Raw genomic sequence first — 15,299 nt, 5'->3', positions numbered from 1 at the left:
AAGGGTTTTACTCGGCCCTAAGCAAAGACTAGTGTCGTAATCTTAGTTGAATTTTTTTACACTAGCGCTAAATCAAATTGTTATTAAGTTGCAGCGTGGATCTTTCACCTTCATGTATTAATTGGCTAACGCAGCGCAAATCCAAACTTTGTCATCGTCAATTATTGGTCATAAGCGGTCAACAGGCTTGGGTTGAGGCTAGCCTAAAGGCTTTGCTGCCATACCTAAATAACAATTCACTATTGTGGGTAGGCGATGCCCCACAAACTCAGGCTAGCATTGCCATACAAGACTATCGCGCAAAGCTTGGTCATGAATATGCCAATTTAATCATCAACTGTTTTAGTGGTTTTAGAGCTAATGCAGTGATGGCGCTAAGTGGCGTAGTACAGTCACAAGGATTAATGATAATCTGCTGTCCTGCTTTAGCCGATTGGCCTAGCTATCCAGATCCAGAACAAAGCAATAGGCTTTCTTATGGTTACCAAACTAAGCAAATTTCTAGTCAATTTATTCAATACTTAACTGATTCATTTCAACAAGATAAATCTGTTGCTTTGTTGACTGAGCAAAGTTTTAAAGGGCAAGCTTGTTTTGTTGAGCAAAATGCCAAACCAAAAGACTTTAGTCAGCAAACTCAAAGCGTTGAACTGATTAAAAAGACAGCCTTGGGCAGACCTAATAGACCTTTAGTTATCACTGCCCACAGAGGCCGTGGTAAGTCTTCGGCTTTAGGCATAGCTGCTGCGCAATTAATGCAACAAAATAGCATCAAGATATGGATTAGCGCGCCTACTATTAATAATGTGACTCAGGTGTTTAACCATGCCCAACAAGGCTTGACCGAGCCTAACTTTGATAAAAAGCGCCTAAGTTATCAAAATAGTCAATTGTCCTTTAAAGCCATTGATTGTTTGCTTATAACTGACGAACTGCCCGACCTATTGTTAATTGATGAAGCCTCGGCCATCCCAGTTAATATATTATTAAAGTTAAGCAAGAGATTTAAGCGCGTGGTGTTTAGCGCCACCCAGCATGGATATGAAGGCAGCGGTAAAGGCTTTGAGTTAAGGTTTAATAGACAATTATTGGCCAATAACCCGCAAGCAAAGTTTCAGACACTCAGCCACCCTATTCGCTGGTTTGAGCAAGACAGTTTAGAAAACTTTTGGTTTAGCAGCTTTTTTTATCATCAACCTATAGACCCTAAAATGTCTATAGACTCTAGTGACAAAGTCTGCTTCCAACTAGTCGAACAACAATGGCTACTTAGCCAACCCGATTTATTAGCTAACATCTTTGCCTTATTACTTGATGCGCACTATCAAACCAGTCCCGACGATTTACAGCGCTTATTAGACGCCCCTGATATCATGCTAGTTATAGCTAAATGCCAAGATAAACTAATAGCTGCGGCACAAATAAATTTAGAAGGTGGCCATCACCTAGCCCCAATAGCTGACAAAATTTCCGCCAATGAACGTCGAGTAAAAGGTCATTTAGTTGCACAAAATATAAGTTCTACTTACCATTTTGCTGAGTTTTGCCACAGTCGGCAATGGCGTATTAGCCGTATCGCAGTATGTAGAACTGAGCAAAATAAAGGGATAGGCTCACAGTTACTGGCTTATATTCATGAACAAGCTCTCGAGCATAACGTTGAGTTTGTTACTAGCGCATTTGGCGGCTCAGCAAGTTTATTAAGCTTTTGGCGTAAGCACGGATATGCTGCCTACAAGGTCAGCCACAAGGCCGAGGTATCTAGTGGTGAGCATAGTTGTATCTACATTAATGCCCTAACTGCATCTGCCAAAGCAAAGATTCAAGGCATTCACTCAGAATTCTGTGCTGATCTGTTATTTTATATGGATAAAGAATTGCAAAATTTAGAAGCAGATTGCCTATTAGAACTGCTTAAAAGTAGCTCACTATCGTTACCCAGTTCTAACTTAGCAATAATTCAACACTTTGTTCAGGGGAACAGGCCACTAAGTAGTTGCAAACGCCTATTAACCAACTATTTATTAGAAAGCCGCAATAACATTGATAATTTAAAGGGCAATGAACAAGCACTGTTAATAGGCTTATTATTGCAAAACAAAGCCATGGACTTCCTGCTTAGGCAATTTGAATTAACCGGCAAAAAACAACTCACTAGTAAAGTAAGAAGATTGTTTCAGCAAATATTGCCTTAGGATTTAGCTATAAAAAAAGCTCCCGAGGGAGCTTTTTAAATTAAAGTTTGATATTACGATTTTTCGCTTTTTCTTTAATGTAGGGCTCCCAACTTCTTGCGTTTCTAGCAGAAGAACGGTCTTTTTTAGCTTCTAGCACATGTTTATATGCCGATCTAAAATCACCTTTATCAAAGTTAGCTTGCATCATAGCTAAATGAATAGGACCTTTTTTCTCAGACCCGTTATCTAATGCATTCTGCAGAGCAGCTAAGGCATTGTCATAACTTTCCATGGCATAGTAAACCATGCCTTGTTTTTGGTATAAGTCTGGATCAGAAGTCAATTTAGCTGACTCACCATAATATTGCGCAGCTTCTTTAAGCTCTTTAGCTTGCTGATAAGAAGAGGCAATACTGGTTAGCATTCTTTCTTCTTTTTTAACTAAACCAGACTTCACATGTTTTTCTAAAACTTGTGCAGCTTTAATTGGAATATCGTTTAAAGAATAAAGTTGGCTAAGTGCTTTAATTTCAGCAGCTTTAGTCAAATAACCTTGGTGATAGGCCATTTCAAAGGTAGAAAGCGCTTTTTTATGATCTTCTACTAACATGTAGAAAAATCCTAATTGCGTCCACTGTGCCTTATCATCTGGGAATAACTTCACCATCAACTCTTGCACTTCAATGGTTTCTTTATACATCTTACGATTATAAAAAGAGGTCATTTTAAGCGCATAAGCGGTTTTATTTGGCTTGTCGGCTAAAGCAATAGCTTTATTAATTGGCGCGATAATCTCAGCATAACGTTGCATTTGGTAATATGCATTCGCCATTCTGAAATACACATCAAAGTCTTCTTTACAGGTTATATCCAACCATTGTTGATAAGAAGCAATCGCATTTTCATACTCAGCTTCTTGAAGACTTAAATCACCAATTAACTTAATTGTGCCTACTTGTTCAGCATCATTAAGCTTGCCAGGTGCAACAGCACGCTGTAAATACTTAATGGCTTCTTTAGCTTTGCCATTTTGCGTAGCTAACAAGTTGCCAAGAAATCTATCAGTAAATGCTCTATCGAACGTATTTGATGTATCAATTTCCATCAATATACTAATAGCTTCGTCAATCAAGTCATTATTATAAGCTTCTAATGCTTTACCAACTTTTTTACCGACCTTTTGGCCAGGTATGTTAGTGGTGCCACGCTTATAATCTGGACAAACGATTGGACCTGAAGCTTGTGCATAAGCATTAATTGGCATACTAGCGACAACAGAAATCACTGAAACCGCACATAAATGTTTTATAAATTTATTCATTATGATTGATCCAACTTAAAGTCTAATTGCACTATAAGGCCATACTGCTTCATAGGTTTACCGTCTTCGATTTTAGGCTTGTATTTCCATTTACTTAAAGCACGACGCGCTTCACGATCAAATACCCTTTTAGGATCTGAATCGATAACATCAACGTCTTCAACTCCGCCTACTTCGTTGATAGTAAACGAAAGCTTAACCCAACCTTCTTTACCGTCACGTGCAGCTTGCACTGGATATTTAGGCTCAATTCGAACTATAGGTGTTGCATCACCATCTCGCATTGCCCCTACACTACCAATGTTCACTGACGCTCCACCAACATCAACAGAAGGCATACTGAAACCAAGGCCATCTGTATCAACATCTGCTACATCTGGTTCAATTGGCTCAACCTTAGGTGGTTGCTGTGGCGGTGGCGGCGGCGGTGGCGGTACTCGTTTTCTTAACTGAGTAGCGTCATCTGGCGTGGCCATAACAATATCAATGACTGGAGTAGGCGCAGCTTTTTCAACTGGTCTACCGGTATTAGCAATTAATTCAGCCATTAAAACAAACAAACCAAAGGCGATTGCTGCGCCTAAAAGTATAGAAATTATTAATCGACCCATATTAACTACCTGCCGTTGCAATTGAGATACGATCAATACCAGCTGATTTCACCTGATCCATAACTTCAATAACTAGGCCATGTTCAGCCTCTTTGTCTGCCTGGATTATAATCACATCTGAGGGTTGCTCAGCCATTAAACGTTCTAGATTAGCGCGAACACTGTCCGGGTCAATCTGACGTTTATCCATCCAAACTTTTCCATCAGCGGTTATACCTATGAAAATGTTTGCATTTTTTGGCGTAACAGCTAACTCCCCCTGAGGTTTATTAACATCTACACCCGCTTCCTTAACAAAAACGGTAGTAACAATGAAGAAGATAAGCATGATAAACACTATGTCTAGCATAGGTGTCATATCAATTGCTGCATCTTCTTCTACTCTAACTTTACGACCCATAAGATCCTCTCTTTAATGATGGGGCAAGGCGTCAACTAACTTTTCTCTGGCAATTTTTACTTTAGCTTCTAAACGTGAGCTAAAGAATACACCAGATAAAGCTGCCACCATTCCAGCCATAGTTGGAATAGTTGCCATTGAGATCCCTGCAGCCATTAGACGAGGGTTACTAGTACCCTGAGTCGCCATGGTCTCAAACACACCGATCATGCCGGTAACTGTTCCAAGAAGACCAATAAGAGGGCACATTGCAACAAGCGTTTTAATTAACAACATTCTTGTGCTAAGGCCATCTGACGCTTGTGAAATCCATGTGTCACGGATTCTATGCGCATACCAAGAGGTAGTATCTTCGCGTGCATCCCACTTAGCGATAATCTCATCTCTAAGTTTTGGAAACACCGAAGCTAAATACCAGTAACGCTCTATCATAAAAACCCACATAAGAAAGAGCGCTACGGCAACAACGTATAACACGTCGCCGCCAGCAGCAATAAAACCCCTGACAGATTCCCATAATTCTATCAGGTATAACATCTTAGGCGTTCTCCGACTCAGCGTGAGTAGCAATTATGCCAGCAGTCTGCTCATCTAATACGTGGATGATAGACTTACTACGTCCAGCAACAATGCTGTGAGTTAGTAATAATGGAAGTGCTGCAATAATACCAAGAGCAGTTGTTACCAACGCCATTGAGATACTGCCTGCCATTAATTTAGGGTCACCTGTACCAAACAAGGTAATTTGTTGGAAGGTTTCGATCATACCAATTACCGTACCTAGTAGACCTAGTAACGGAGCGATTGCAGCAAAAATCTTAATAATGTTGATGCCACTTTCGATCTTAGGTAGTTCACGCAAGATGGCTTCATCAAGTTTTAACTCAAGGTTTTCAGCATCAGCTGTTTTATTTTCTTGATAAACCTGAAGAATACGACCTAGAGGGTTAGCGCTAGAAGGATTTTCAACGTTTTTCAGTTGAGCTTTCATCTTGCCGCCAATAATGGTCAAAGTAAGTACTTTGTATACACCAATCAATAAGCCGATAAACAGCATAACTGTAATAGTATAACCAACTGGACCACCAGCGTGGTAACGCTCCATCATAGTTGCTTTTTCTTTCAATAGACCAAGAATACCACCACTAGAAGGGTCAGCATAAAATGGAACTAAGCCAGAAGTAGCAGTACGCATTTCTTGGGCAGAAGAAACCAAGTGACTATCTGGTTGACGACCTAGAGGTTGAACGATTTCATTTTGATCGTCATAGATTAAATAGCCTTGCTCACCAACTAAGTTGAACGTACCTACACGAACTACTTCTTGTTGTTTTGAACCGCCATCTAAGCTTACTACTTCAGTAGTAAAACGAGAAACCTGGCCAGACTCAGTCATTTCAGTTTGAAGCGCAAACCATAAGTCTTCTAATTCTTGAATATTAGGTAGACCTTTTGATTCTTCAGACATACGCTTTAAAAACTCACCACGACCTGGGAATTCTGCACTTACAATCGAAGTAGAGATTTGGCCGTAAGCTTCAGCAGATGCTTGACGAACTACACCAAACATTTCACCTAAAGTACCAGTGGCTTGGGTTAATTCAACTTCTTTCTCAGCAAGTTTAACTTCGTTATCAGCAAATTGCTTTTGAAGTCTTTCACCACGATCTTTTTCAGCTTTAAGTTCAGCTTGAGCCTTTCTTAAAAGCGCTTGCTTGTCTGCACGAGCAGATTGAAATTCAGCTTCACGTTGTTTATTAATGCGTGCTTCAGAAACACGGTTTTTCTTCACTTCTTCAAGCAAGGCTTCAAGAGACGTTGCCGCTTGAGCTGAAGACGCTAACAAGCCAATAGAGGCAGCAGCTAATATGGATTTAAATACAGTTTTCATCAATATTACTCCGCAGCTTTAATGGGTAGTTTAAGAAGGTTAGGTGGAAGTAGTTTGTTAGCCATACGAACAGCTGTTACCACTGCACTTAGGTACTCATCACCTAGCTCTTGCCATTCTCTGGCATCGTTATCCCACACCCATGCACTCTTACCATCTAGAGATAAGGCTAAGTGTGCTGTTCTACCCAAGTTGAAAAAATCAACCGTGATTTCAGTGCCTTTATAATCCAACTTACCTTGATAAGCTTGAATTTGACGACCGTATTGATTTTCAATTTGGTAAGCTTCAATAACTTGACGGAACTGCTCTGAAGTTGTGACGTTTGAATTAGCCATAACATCACGTAAACGCTCTACGCGCGCTAAACGCTCTTCAAGATTAATTGGAACATCAAGATTGATAAATTGCTCTAAGCTATCGATCATTCTAAACATAAGTGGAACAACACCACGTTTAACACCATCAATACCATCGATTTGCTTTTGTAACGAGTCAATGCCTCGTTGCTGGTCGGCAACCAAAGTAGCTACATAATCGTTGTAGACTTTAAGATTTTCCGTTTCGTCTACTACACGACGATATTCAACAAATAACTCTTGAGACTGCTCATATAGGTTATTTATTTTCTCTTGGGATTTCTTTGCAGCCGCGTGAATTTTAGCTTCTTCTTTATGAAGTTCATTTAACGGGTCTGCAGAGACAACGGCGCTGCTACCGAGTGCTATTGCACCAACGACGGCAGAAGCAATAAGGTTTCTCTTGCTCATTTTGGACATAATTCCCAACCAATTTTCTTGTTTTGAATCCTAACCGAGCTTACAAAAATGTCGGCTAGGGGCTATTAAGCTCTGTTAATTAAAGGGGCTTAGCCTTAAAAATTTAAAGACTAAGACCGATGAATGTTCACATGGATGTAAGCAAATTGTCAAGTTACTCATTAGGTTAAACAACCATATATTGTTAAAATTAATGGTTGCAATTTAACAAAAGTATCAATGACTTTGCTTACATCACCTATTTTTTAACTTTGTTCATTTTTAATTTTTTGGTATTCATCTAAGAACGGAGTTAACAAGTGTTTAACTTTTAAGCTAGGGCCTACCGCTTGTTGATGAATACTTTCTCTTACTTGAGTAACAGACGCTGTGTATACAGGTCGTGTATTTTTGTAAAAGTTCAATATTTCTGCTTCAAAATTTAAACCACAAAATCTTAATAATTCGCTTATTTGTTGCTGGGGATGGGCAACTAACTCTTCGTAATTTAAAGAGAATATAGACGATGGATAAAGTTCCAACCATAAATTACTTAACTTTTCTTCTAACCCAAAATAAATCCCCATTTGGGTTAGGTTGGTTGACCACCCCAGGCCACTACTAAAATGTGTTCTATAACATGACCAGGCTGAATCAAGGGGGTCTCTTTTGATATAAATAATAGGTGATTGTGGAAACACTTTTTTAATTAACCACAAATAGCGATTATTCGACAAGCTTTTGTCTACTATTATGCCATCGCTTCCAAATCGCTGATGAGCGTACTGCAAATAAGCGTTACGAATAGCCTCTACGTTATTATTTAATTTGTGTTCATCAAAATGTTCTGCACTGCTTCCTATCGGCAAACCTTTAGTTAAAACACGAGCAGCACGCTCCATACCATTAAACTCGCCACCATCTAACACCTCAGAGTGGCTACAAATCATTTGCTCTAATAAACTGGTTCCACTTCTAGGCAAACCTACTATAAAAATAGGATTAGTTTTGCTAGCAGCTTTAATTGCGTGAGTCTGAGGTGATTGAGCATTAAATTGCGAAGCAATAAAACGTAAATTCTGTTGGTCTTCTTGGGCTTGATAGTTTGCGACCTTTACCATGGGAGCATTAGACTTTTTGGCAAACTCAAAGGCCTTTTCATGATCATTAATATCAACGTAGACTTTGCTAAGCGCGGCATAAAAAGAAGCAATTGACTGAGGGTTATTGGTAGCTGTTACTGCCCCCTCTGCCCCTTGTAATTGCGCAAAAATCTCATCATTAGGCTTAATCTTCTGGGCAGAAGCTAAAATCAGCAATGCTTGCCCCGACATAGGCCACTGTTGTAGCACTTTATTGGCATAGCTTTTTGCCTGTTCGGCAAAACCTAATTGCAATGCCACTGTACTTAATAAATGGCACACTTCCGGTGAATTAGGCATAGTTTTTTCAAGTGCTAAGGCGTGTTCATAGGCTAAGTTAATCTGCCCTACTTCAATCAACATAGCACAATGTTGCAATTTATCGGCCAGCGCTAGTTCTGGTTGATTTTCAAGCATAGCTAAAGCTTGTTTGGCATAACTAATATGCCCAGACAATATGCCCATTTTGGCTACACCCAGCCAATTTTGTAGTAGCTTAGGTTTTAGCTCTATTAATAACTGCAGACAATTCGCAGATTGTTTTGCGTCACCTAATTTAACCGCAGAAACTAAGTTTTTTAAAAGGGTATTTACGTCGTTCATTTAACCAAAGGTTCCTCAAGTAAATCATTAGCCTTTACGAGACTAATAAAAAAGCCCCGCAAAAGCAGGGCTTATTACTAGCTTATCCTAGTTAAATTAGCTTAGAACTTCAAAGAAGCACTTAAGCGAACGTAACGAGGAGTTTGCCAGTTTGTTGGCAAACCAAATGTAGGGTTTATGTTACCAGAACCGGCAGCAAAACCTTCATCATCATGGATTTCATTAACTTCTGTTACTGAGTCACTATTCAATACGTTAAAGATATCTGCTCTAAGAGTTAGATCATAATCTTCACTAATTTGAACATTGTAGCTAGCAGTAACATCGATAGCTAATACGCTAGGAGTAGTACCTAGAGAGCCACGAGGAACTAGCTCACCATTGGCATAGAAAGACTCAGATCCGTACAACTGAGCAAATAGATCAGTTGGGTGGAATCCAAAGGCATTCTTAGGACGGCCTGTCTGCCATGAAGCATTCACACCAAGGTTTAGGTCTTCAGTTACTTGATAAGAACCAAAAACTTTAACCGAGTGACGTCTGTCGTTTGGTAAGTTACCGTTAGCACCGTCTAATAATCCAGGTTGGTCAAACAAAGTAGTTAAACCTGCATCATCTTGACCGTTGTCAGAACGAACGTAACCTTCGTTATTACCCCAGCTATGTGACCAAGTATAAGCTGCGTTTAACAACCAAACACCGTCCCATGCTTTTTCGAAAGTTACATCTATAGCTGCATACTTACGAATTGATTCAGGGTAATTCAAATCAGCTGCTGGGATAGTATATTCTTGACCATCATCAGCAGTGAAACTTAAATCAGTACCTGGGTTAGTTAACACGTAATAGTGGAAACCAGAACATTCTTCACATGAACGTCCAAACTCTCTCTCTAGATACTTGTTAAAACCAAAGTCAATTGCAACATCTTCAATAGTAGTTGCAAGCTCACGGTATGTACCTTGAACAGCCATGCTCCACTCATCAGTTAACTGGAACTGATAACCAGCGATGAATTCGTCTGAATACATAGGCTCGATTGACGAGTCAACTATGGCACCTGCGTTAGGCACATCACCGTCAGAGAAAACTTGCTGAGGACGAGTTGGTGTACCATTTTCATTGAAGTTAGGTACTTCTAGCGCTGGATCTGCAAAACCTTCCCATGTTCTAAAGTCATGGATATAAGTTTCGGCACCAGACAAACGAATGTTAGTATTTGCTGCAACTGGAAGGTAATAACGACCATAGCTAGCCCATACTTTAGAATCGCCATCGCCATTTACATCATAAACCGCACCAAGACGTAGCGCCCATTGATTACTTAAATCAATGAAAGACTCGCCAGCACCGTTAAAGTTTTCAAATGAATCATTACGTAGGCCCGCATTGATAACTAGGTTATCAGTGGCTTGCCATTGATCTTGAATGTAATAAGCGAAGTTTTTAGATTCAAATGCACCGCCAGAAGAGTAAGTTCTACGACGAACTTCATAAGGCTCTGGGTTAGCAGGATCTGTAACGTCATCAACGTAGATTAGGTAGTAGTTACCACCAGAAAGTACAGTATTAGCATTTGCCGTTAGTGTTTCTGAATCGATACCAAAACGAATTTCATGGTCGCCTAAATACCAGTCAGCGTCTACGCGGAATACTTCACGTTTATCGTCGCCGATATCAACTAGGAAGTTAGCGAAGTTACCACCTGGAACGAATCCACCTGTGCTATCGAAACGACGGTAAATTACCGGGTTAGAATCTAGTGCACTGGCTGTAGTTCTGTTGGCTTTGTTGATACCGTACTGAGCTGAGATTGAGAAGTCATCAGAAATAATACTGGTGTACTTAACTGTAGCGTTTAGGCCACCTTCATCAGTGAAACCTTCTGCACCGTCGCCTTGGATAGTGCCGTTTACACTGCTGTAACGGGTATTAATAGTTGAGCTTTCATCAGAAAACGCAGTTAATTCTAAGATGTTTGAATCATTGATATACCAATCAATTTTAGCACCCCAAAACGCATCTTCATCTTCATCTTTAAACACACTTTGAAGAGTATTGTCACCACTAATGGTTTCAGAGCCATTGTATTCAAATACGTCAGAACGTGGGTTGTAAAGTACATAGAAGAATAATTTGTCTTCAATTAATGCACCACTTGCCCATAAGTTAACATCCCAAAAGGTGTTTTTATCTTGGGTATTATCAATACGATAAGATCCATCAGCACGCTTTTCAGAAGCTTTGTCTTCACGTAAAGCATCAGGCTCAACAAAAAGGTTTACGCCCCATTTAAATTCGTTAGAACCACTTTTGGTTTTAGCGTTAATTACACCACCAGTAACACGACCGAATTCTGCAGAGTATCCGCCTGTTTTCACTTCAAATGTTTCAAACATTTCGAATGGAGGGTTACTTGAACCCACACCAGTACGGAAGTTAGTTAAGTTAAGGCCGTTTACGTAGTAGGCGTTTTCTGCAGCAGATGCTCCACCAATTGAAGGAACGTTACCAAAAGCTGAATCGCCTTTAGTTGTACCTGGCGCTAATAAAGCAACACTTGTAAGATCACGAGGAACTGGAACCTTTTCTAAAGTAACTGAATCAACCACTATACCAGTGTTAGTACTAGTAACGTCTACAAGAGAAATGGCAGAACCTGTAACTTCGATACGCTCCATGTTGGCTTCGCTCAACGCAAGGTTCATATTAACCTTACCACTGATACCTACATTAACGCTTTCTTGAATAGTACTTCTAAAGCCATCTTTTTCAGCTACAACTTTGTAACGCCCTGGCGGAAGTAATGGAAAACGAAACGAACCATCAGCACTAGAAACAACAGAACGTTTTAGGCCTGTTTCTAAGTTTTCTACTGAAATTGATACGTTTGATAAAGTTTGACCAGTAGTTGTTACTGAGTTACCAGTAATGTAACCATTGGTGTTATTGGCTAGCGCTGGAAGTGAAACTCCCAAGCAAGCAGCAACAGATATTGCCGCAGCACTTTTTTTAAAATTAAACATGTATGTCTCCCTGGACCACATTTGAAGAGTGTCGCTTTAACGACATTTTTATTTGGAAAAGAGGTAGTGAACCTCGGCAGTATGATAAGCACAAGCACCCTTATTAATCAATGTTTCATCTAGCTAGAGCGTTTGTTTGCGCATTATTTGCACAAGCTTTCTCTTTATTAGTAATTAAATCTTTACACTAAATTTTGTATTAGCCTTCAATTTATCAAAAATGCACTATGTGACTTTCTCTTACCTTAAGGGCATGCAACTTTAAGCCGCTTGAAAATACATGTTAAAAAGTTACACTGAGTTTTCCTTTGCTAAATTGAATTAGAGTTTTGATTTTACAAGAAGCCCAAAACATATTATCTGCTGCCCTCGCCCCTTTTCATTACCACGACTTTTTTGAACAAATAGTCGGGAAAAAGCCATTGGCGTTAATTGGCAGAGACAATTCAGATTTACCCAAATTATTAGGCGACAACCCTGAGCAGAGTATTTTAAACGCTTATGACAGGTATTCAGATAAACTTACATGTCATATTGCCACACCTACAACTGCCCCTCCTAAAGCACATAAAACCGCTGATCCAGAAGCCTTTTTGCAATTAATTAAAGCCTATCATGCAAGTGGCTATACAGTACGTATTCCTGATGTTGAGAAAATGGCGCCCCCATTAAGTCAATTCACCCGTGCCTTAGAACAAATTTTTAATACCAAAGTAGGTGTGGTGATTTTTTGGAGTGATAATGACTCTTCGGCGCCTGTGCATTACGACGAATTAGACGTCATTGCTATTCAATTAAAAGGCCAAAAGAGGTGGTTGATTTCTGATGAACCCTCTCATCAACCTAATGCTTGGAAAGGCTGGGGAGAAGCGCCGCCTAATTTAGGTCGCCATCAAGTCTATGACGTAGGTCCTGGCGATTTACTCTATTTACCTAGAGGCACAGCCCATACCGCTCAATCCTTGTCAGAATCAATTCATCTATCCATTGGTTTTGTTCCTGTAACTGTGAGGGAAACTTTAATTGCACTGATTGATAATCTTGCAGATATCAATCAACCACTAAGAAGTAATGCTGGCTTACGTGCTGATAATATCACCAGTCAAGATAGCCTTAGTTGCATAGTTGAACAATTACAAAGCTCGGTTCAAAACTTAGCATCTCAAAGTCAATCCGCCGCTTTTGTACAGCAGTCATTAAATAAACGTAAAGCACGTTTAGTCTTTGATTTAGCTAAGTTACAACACAGCCAAACAAACAATAAGGTACTTATTACCAGTACCATCAAACACCACCCACTGGCGATTTCAGAGTTAGTTGCTACGCCTGAAATTTTAGACTTACGCATACCAGGTGAACAAATACTGATTCATCCAGGTGCTCAAGAGGCATTACAGTATATTTTAAATACGCCAAGTTTTGTGGTGTCTAACATACCAGGCGGCTTAGGTGATGAGGTAAAGATTGCCCTAGTGAATCGCCTAATAATGAGTGGCTTTTTGACCTGTTATGCATAAGTGCAGTAACACTTGCTTATAACCGCAGTTTTTAAAGAGAGATAACTATGTCACTCAATCAAGCTATTGCAGCCTTGCGCAATAATCAATTCCAAAACGCTATTTTGATGTGCGATAAGGTTCTTGGTCAATTTCCCGCGCATGCAGACGCTTTTCATATTAAAGCCCTAGCAGCAAAGCAGTTAGGCGAACTTGAAAGTGCTAAACAATATTTTCTGCAGTCTCTTAGGTCTAACCCCAAGCAACCGGCGGTTTTATCAAACTATGCCAATTTGTTAGTGCAATTAGGTCAGTTTGCTCAAGCTTCTGAGCAATTTAAACAGGCATTAGATTTAGACAATAAAAACATTGATGCTTGGATCAACTGGGCCATGATGTTGACTCATACCCAAGAATTTGAGCAAGCCATAAACAAGCTGCAACAGGCTCTAAAATTTCATGCTAAACACCCTAGATTATTAAGTGCTTTAGCTTATGTCTATCAACAATATGAAGCCTACCCTGCCGCCTTAGAATTATATGACCAAGCCTTATTATTAGTACCTAATGACATTCAGTGTTTACACAATAAAGGGGTGATTTATCGATTGATTGGCAAGCCACAGGCATCTATCCAATCTTATGAAAAAATTGAAGCCTTAAAACGCCCCTACCCTGAACTGTATTTTAATCTTGGTTGTGCATTTTACGACAGTCAAAATTTACCGCTAGCCATTCAAAACTTGCAAAAGGCCATAGCATTAAAGCCCGACTACGTAGATGCTCATGAGGCATTAAATAAAGTCTTTTGGGAGCAAAATCAGCAAGACCAATTTTTAAGTTCTTACCAACAGGCCTTTCAGCAACTGCCAAATTCTGCGGCTTTATTATTCTCTTACGCTGCTATGTTAATTATGTCAGAACAACCAGATAAAGCTCAGGCAGTATTAACCTCATCCATTGACAAAATAGGCAGAGAGCCACAATTTTTACATGCCCTTGCGGTTATAAAGAACCAGCAATCGGAAAACAGTCAAGACGTTCTTAAGCTATTACTTGAGGCCCACCATGCTCAACCTCAAAATGTTAAATACTTAATTGACATTGCCAATTATTTTATAAAGCAAGCGGCCTACCCTAAAGCCCTTTCCTACCTAGACCAAGCTGCAGACATTGCGCCATTAAATCAAGAAATTTGGGCTTATAAGGGGTTATGTTGGCGATTATTAGACGATCCTAGAGCAAGCTGGTTAAATAATTATGAAGACTTTATCGATGCTGAATTTTTGGAAACGCCCGAAGGCTATCAAGATTTAGCGCATTTTATGTCGGTATTAAGAGCTGAGCTCAGCGCAATGCATAAAGGTGAATTGCAACCCTTAGACCAAAGCGTGAAAGGAGGCACCCAAACTGTAGGTAGACTGTTATCAGAGCCAGCAAAAGTTATTCAAGACTTTAAACAGGTGCTAGAAAAACGCATTTCAAAGTACTTAGCCAACTTGCCTGTTGATCCCAATCATCCATTTTTAAATAGCAACACCCAAAGTTTTAAGTTTTCAGGTAGTTGGTCTGTGCGATTGCAAGGGGGAGGCTTTCACGTTAATCATGTACACCCACAAGGTTGGTTATCATGTTGTACTTACATCGAAGTACCCCAAAATATGCAGCCTCACGATCCTAATAAAAGCGGTTGGGTAAAATTTGGTGAAACCTCGCTGGCGCTAAATGAAAAAGAACAAATCGGCAAACAAATTTGTCCAGAGGAAGGATTATGCGTGTTATTCCCCAGCTATTTTTGGCATGGTACTAATAGCTTTGAATCTGACCATTCTCGTATGACTATTCCCTGCGATATCATGCCAACTTAATTTATC

At 39.8% G+C, this 15,299-nt stretch carries 11 protein-coding genes; 3 read left to right on the top strand and 8 right to left on the bottom strand.

Annotated features, from left to right (window positions below):
• The first annotated feature begins 95 nt into the window (after nt 1-95).
• Nucleotides 96-2,195: a tRNA(Met) cytidine acetyltransferase TmcA gene (locus ACVCDT_RS07935; protein ID WP_447132232.1), complete on the top strand. Its 2,100-nt coding sequence runs from the start codon at nt 96-98 to the stop codon at nt 2,193-2,195.
• Between the two features lie 40 nt (nt 2,196-2,235).
• On the opposite strand, the gene ACVCDT_RS07930 is transcribed toward ACVCDT_RS07935, so the two are convergent.
• The 8 genes from ACVCDT_RS07930 to ACVCDT_RS07895 form a co-directional block, all read right to left on the bottom strand.
• On the bottom strand, nt 2,236-3,498 hold the full coding sequence (locus tag ACVCDT_RS07930) for a tetratricopeptide repeat protein (RefSeq protein ID WP_447132231.1): 1,263 nt from the start codon (nt 3,496-3,498) through the stop codon (nt 2,236-2,238).
• Nucleotides 3,498-4,109 carry an energy transducer TonB gene (locus ACVCDT_RS07925; protein WP_447132230.1) on the bottom strand — a complete coding sequence of 204 codons (612 nt, stop codon included), beginning with the start codon at nt 4,107-4,109 and terminating at the stop codon, nt 3,498-3,500. The genes ACVCDT_RS07930 and ACVCDT_RS07925 overlap by 1 nt, the downstream gene beginning before the upstream one ends.
• Before the next feature lies 1 nt (nt 4,110).
• Entirely contained in the window at nt 4,111-4,509 is a 399-nt protein-coding gene (locus ACVCDT_RS07920; protein ID WP_447132229.1) for an ExbD/TolR family protein, read from the bottom strand.
• Nucleotides 4,510-4,521: 12 nt separating this feature from the next.
• Nucleotides 4,522-5,046: a MotA/TolQ/ExbB proton channel family protein gene (locus tag ACVCDT_RS07915; protein WP_447132228.1), complete on the bottom strand. Its 525-nt coding sequence runs from the start codon at nt 5,044-5,046 to the stop codon at nt 4,522-4,524.
• 1 nt (nt 5,047) lies between these two features.
• The gene (locus tag ACVCDT_RS07910; RefSeq protein ID WP_447132227.1) at nt 5,048-6,400 is read right to left on the bottom strand and encodes a MotA/TolQ/ExbB proton channel family protein; all 1,353 of its coding nucleotides are present in this window, start codon (nt 6,398-6,400) and stop codon (nt 5,048-5,050) included.
• A gap of 5 nt (nt 6,401-6,405) precedes the next feature.
• Nucleotides 6,406-7,170 (bottom strand): DUF3450 domain-containing protein, encoded by a 765-nt coding sequence (locus ACVCDT_RS07905; RefSeq protein ID WP_447132226.1) that lies wholly within the window; start codon nt 7,168-7,170, stop codon nt 6,406-6,408.
• A gap of 254 nt (nt 7,171-7,424) precedes the next feature.
• A complete protein-coding gene (locus tag ACVCDT_RS07900; protein ID WP_447132225.1) occupies nt 7,425-8,903 on the bottom strand; it encodes a sulfotransferase family protein in 1,479 nt (492 codons plus the stop codon).
• Between the two features lie 101 nt (nt 8,904-9,004).
• Nucleotides 9,005-11,929, bottom strand: a complete 2,925-nt coding sequence (locus ACVCDT_RS07895; protein WP_447132224.1) for a TonB-dependent receptor — start codon at nt 11,927-11,929, stop codon at nt 9,005-9,007.
• Between the two features lie 329 nt (nt 11,930-12,258).
• On the opposite strand from ACVCDT_RS07895, the gene ACVCDT_RS07890 reads away from it, so the two are divergent.
• Nucleotides 12,259-13,446 (top strand): JmjC domain-containing protein, encoded by a 1,188-nt coding sequence (locus ACVCDT_RS07890; protein WP_447132223.1) that lies wholly within the window; start codon nt 12,259-12,261, stop codon nt 13,444-13,446.
• Nucleotides 13,447-13,493: 47 nt separating this feature from the next.
• Complete coding sequence (locus tag ACVCDT_RS07885) at nt 13,494-15,293, top strand: tetratricopeptide repeat protein (RefSeq protein ID WP_447132222.1); 1,800 nt, start codon at nt 13,494-13,496, stop codon at nt 15,291-15,293.
• Nucleotides 15,294-15,299 lie beyond the last annotated feature (6 nt).

The organism is Paraglaciecola aestuariivivens (assembly GCF_052983255.1).
The sequence above is the reverse complement of the archived record's forward strand: the minus strand, read 5'-3'. Positions and strand labels throughout refer to the sequence as shown.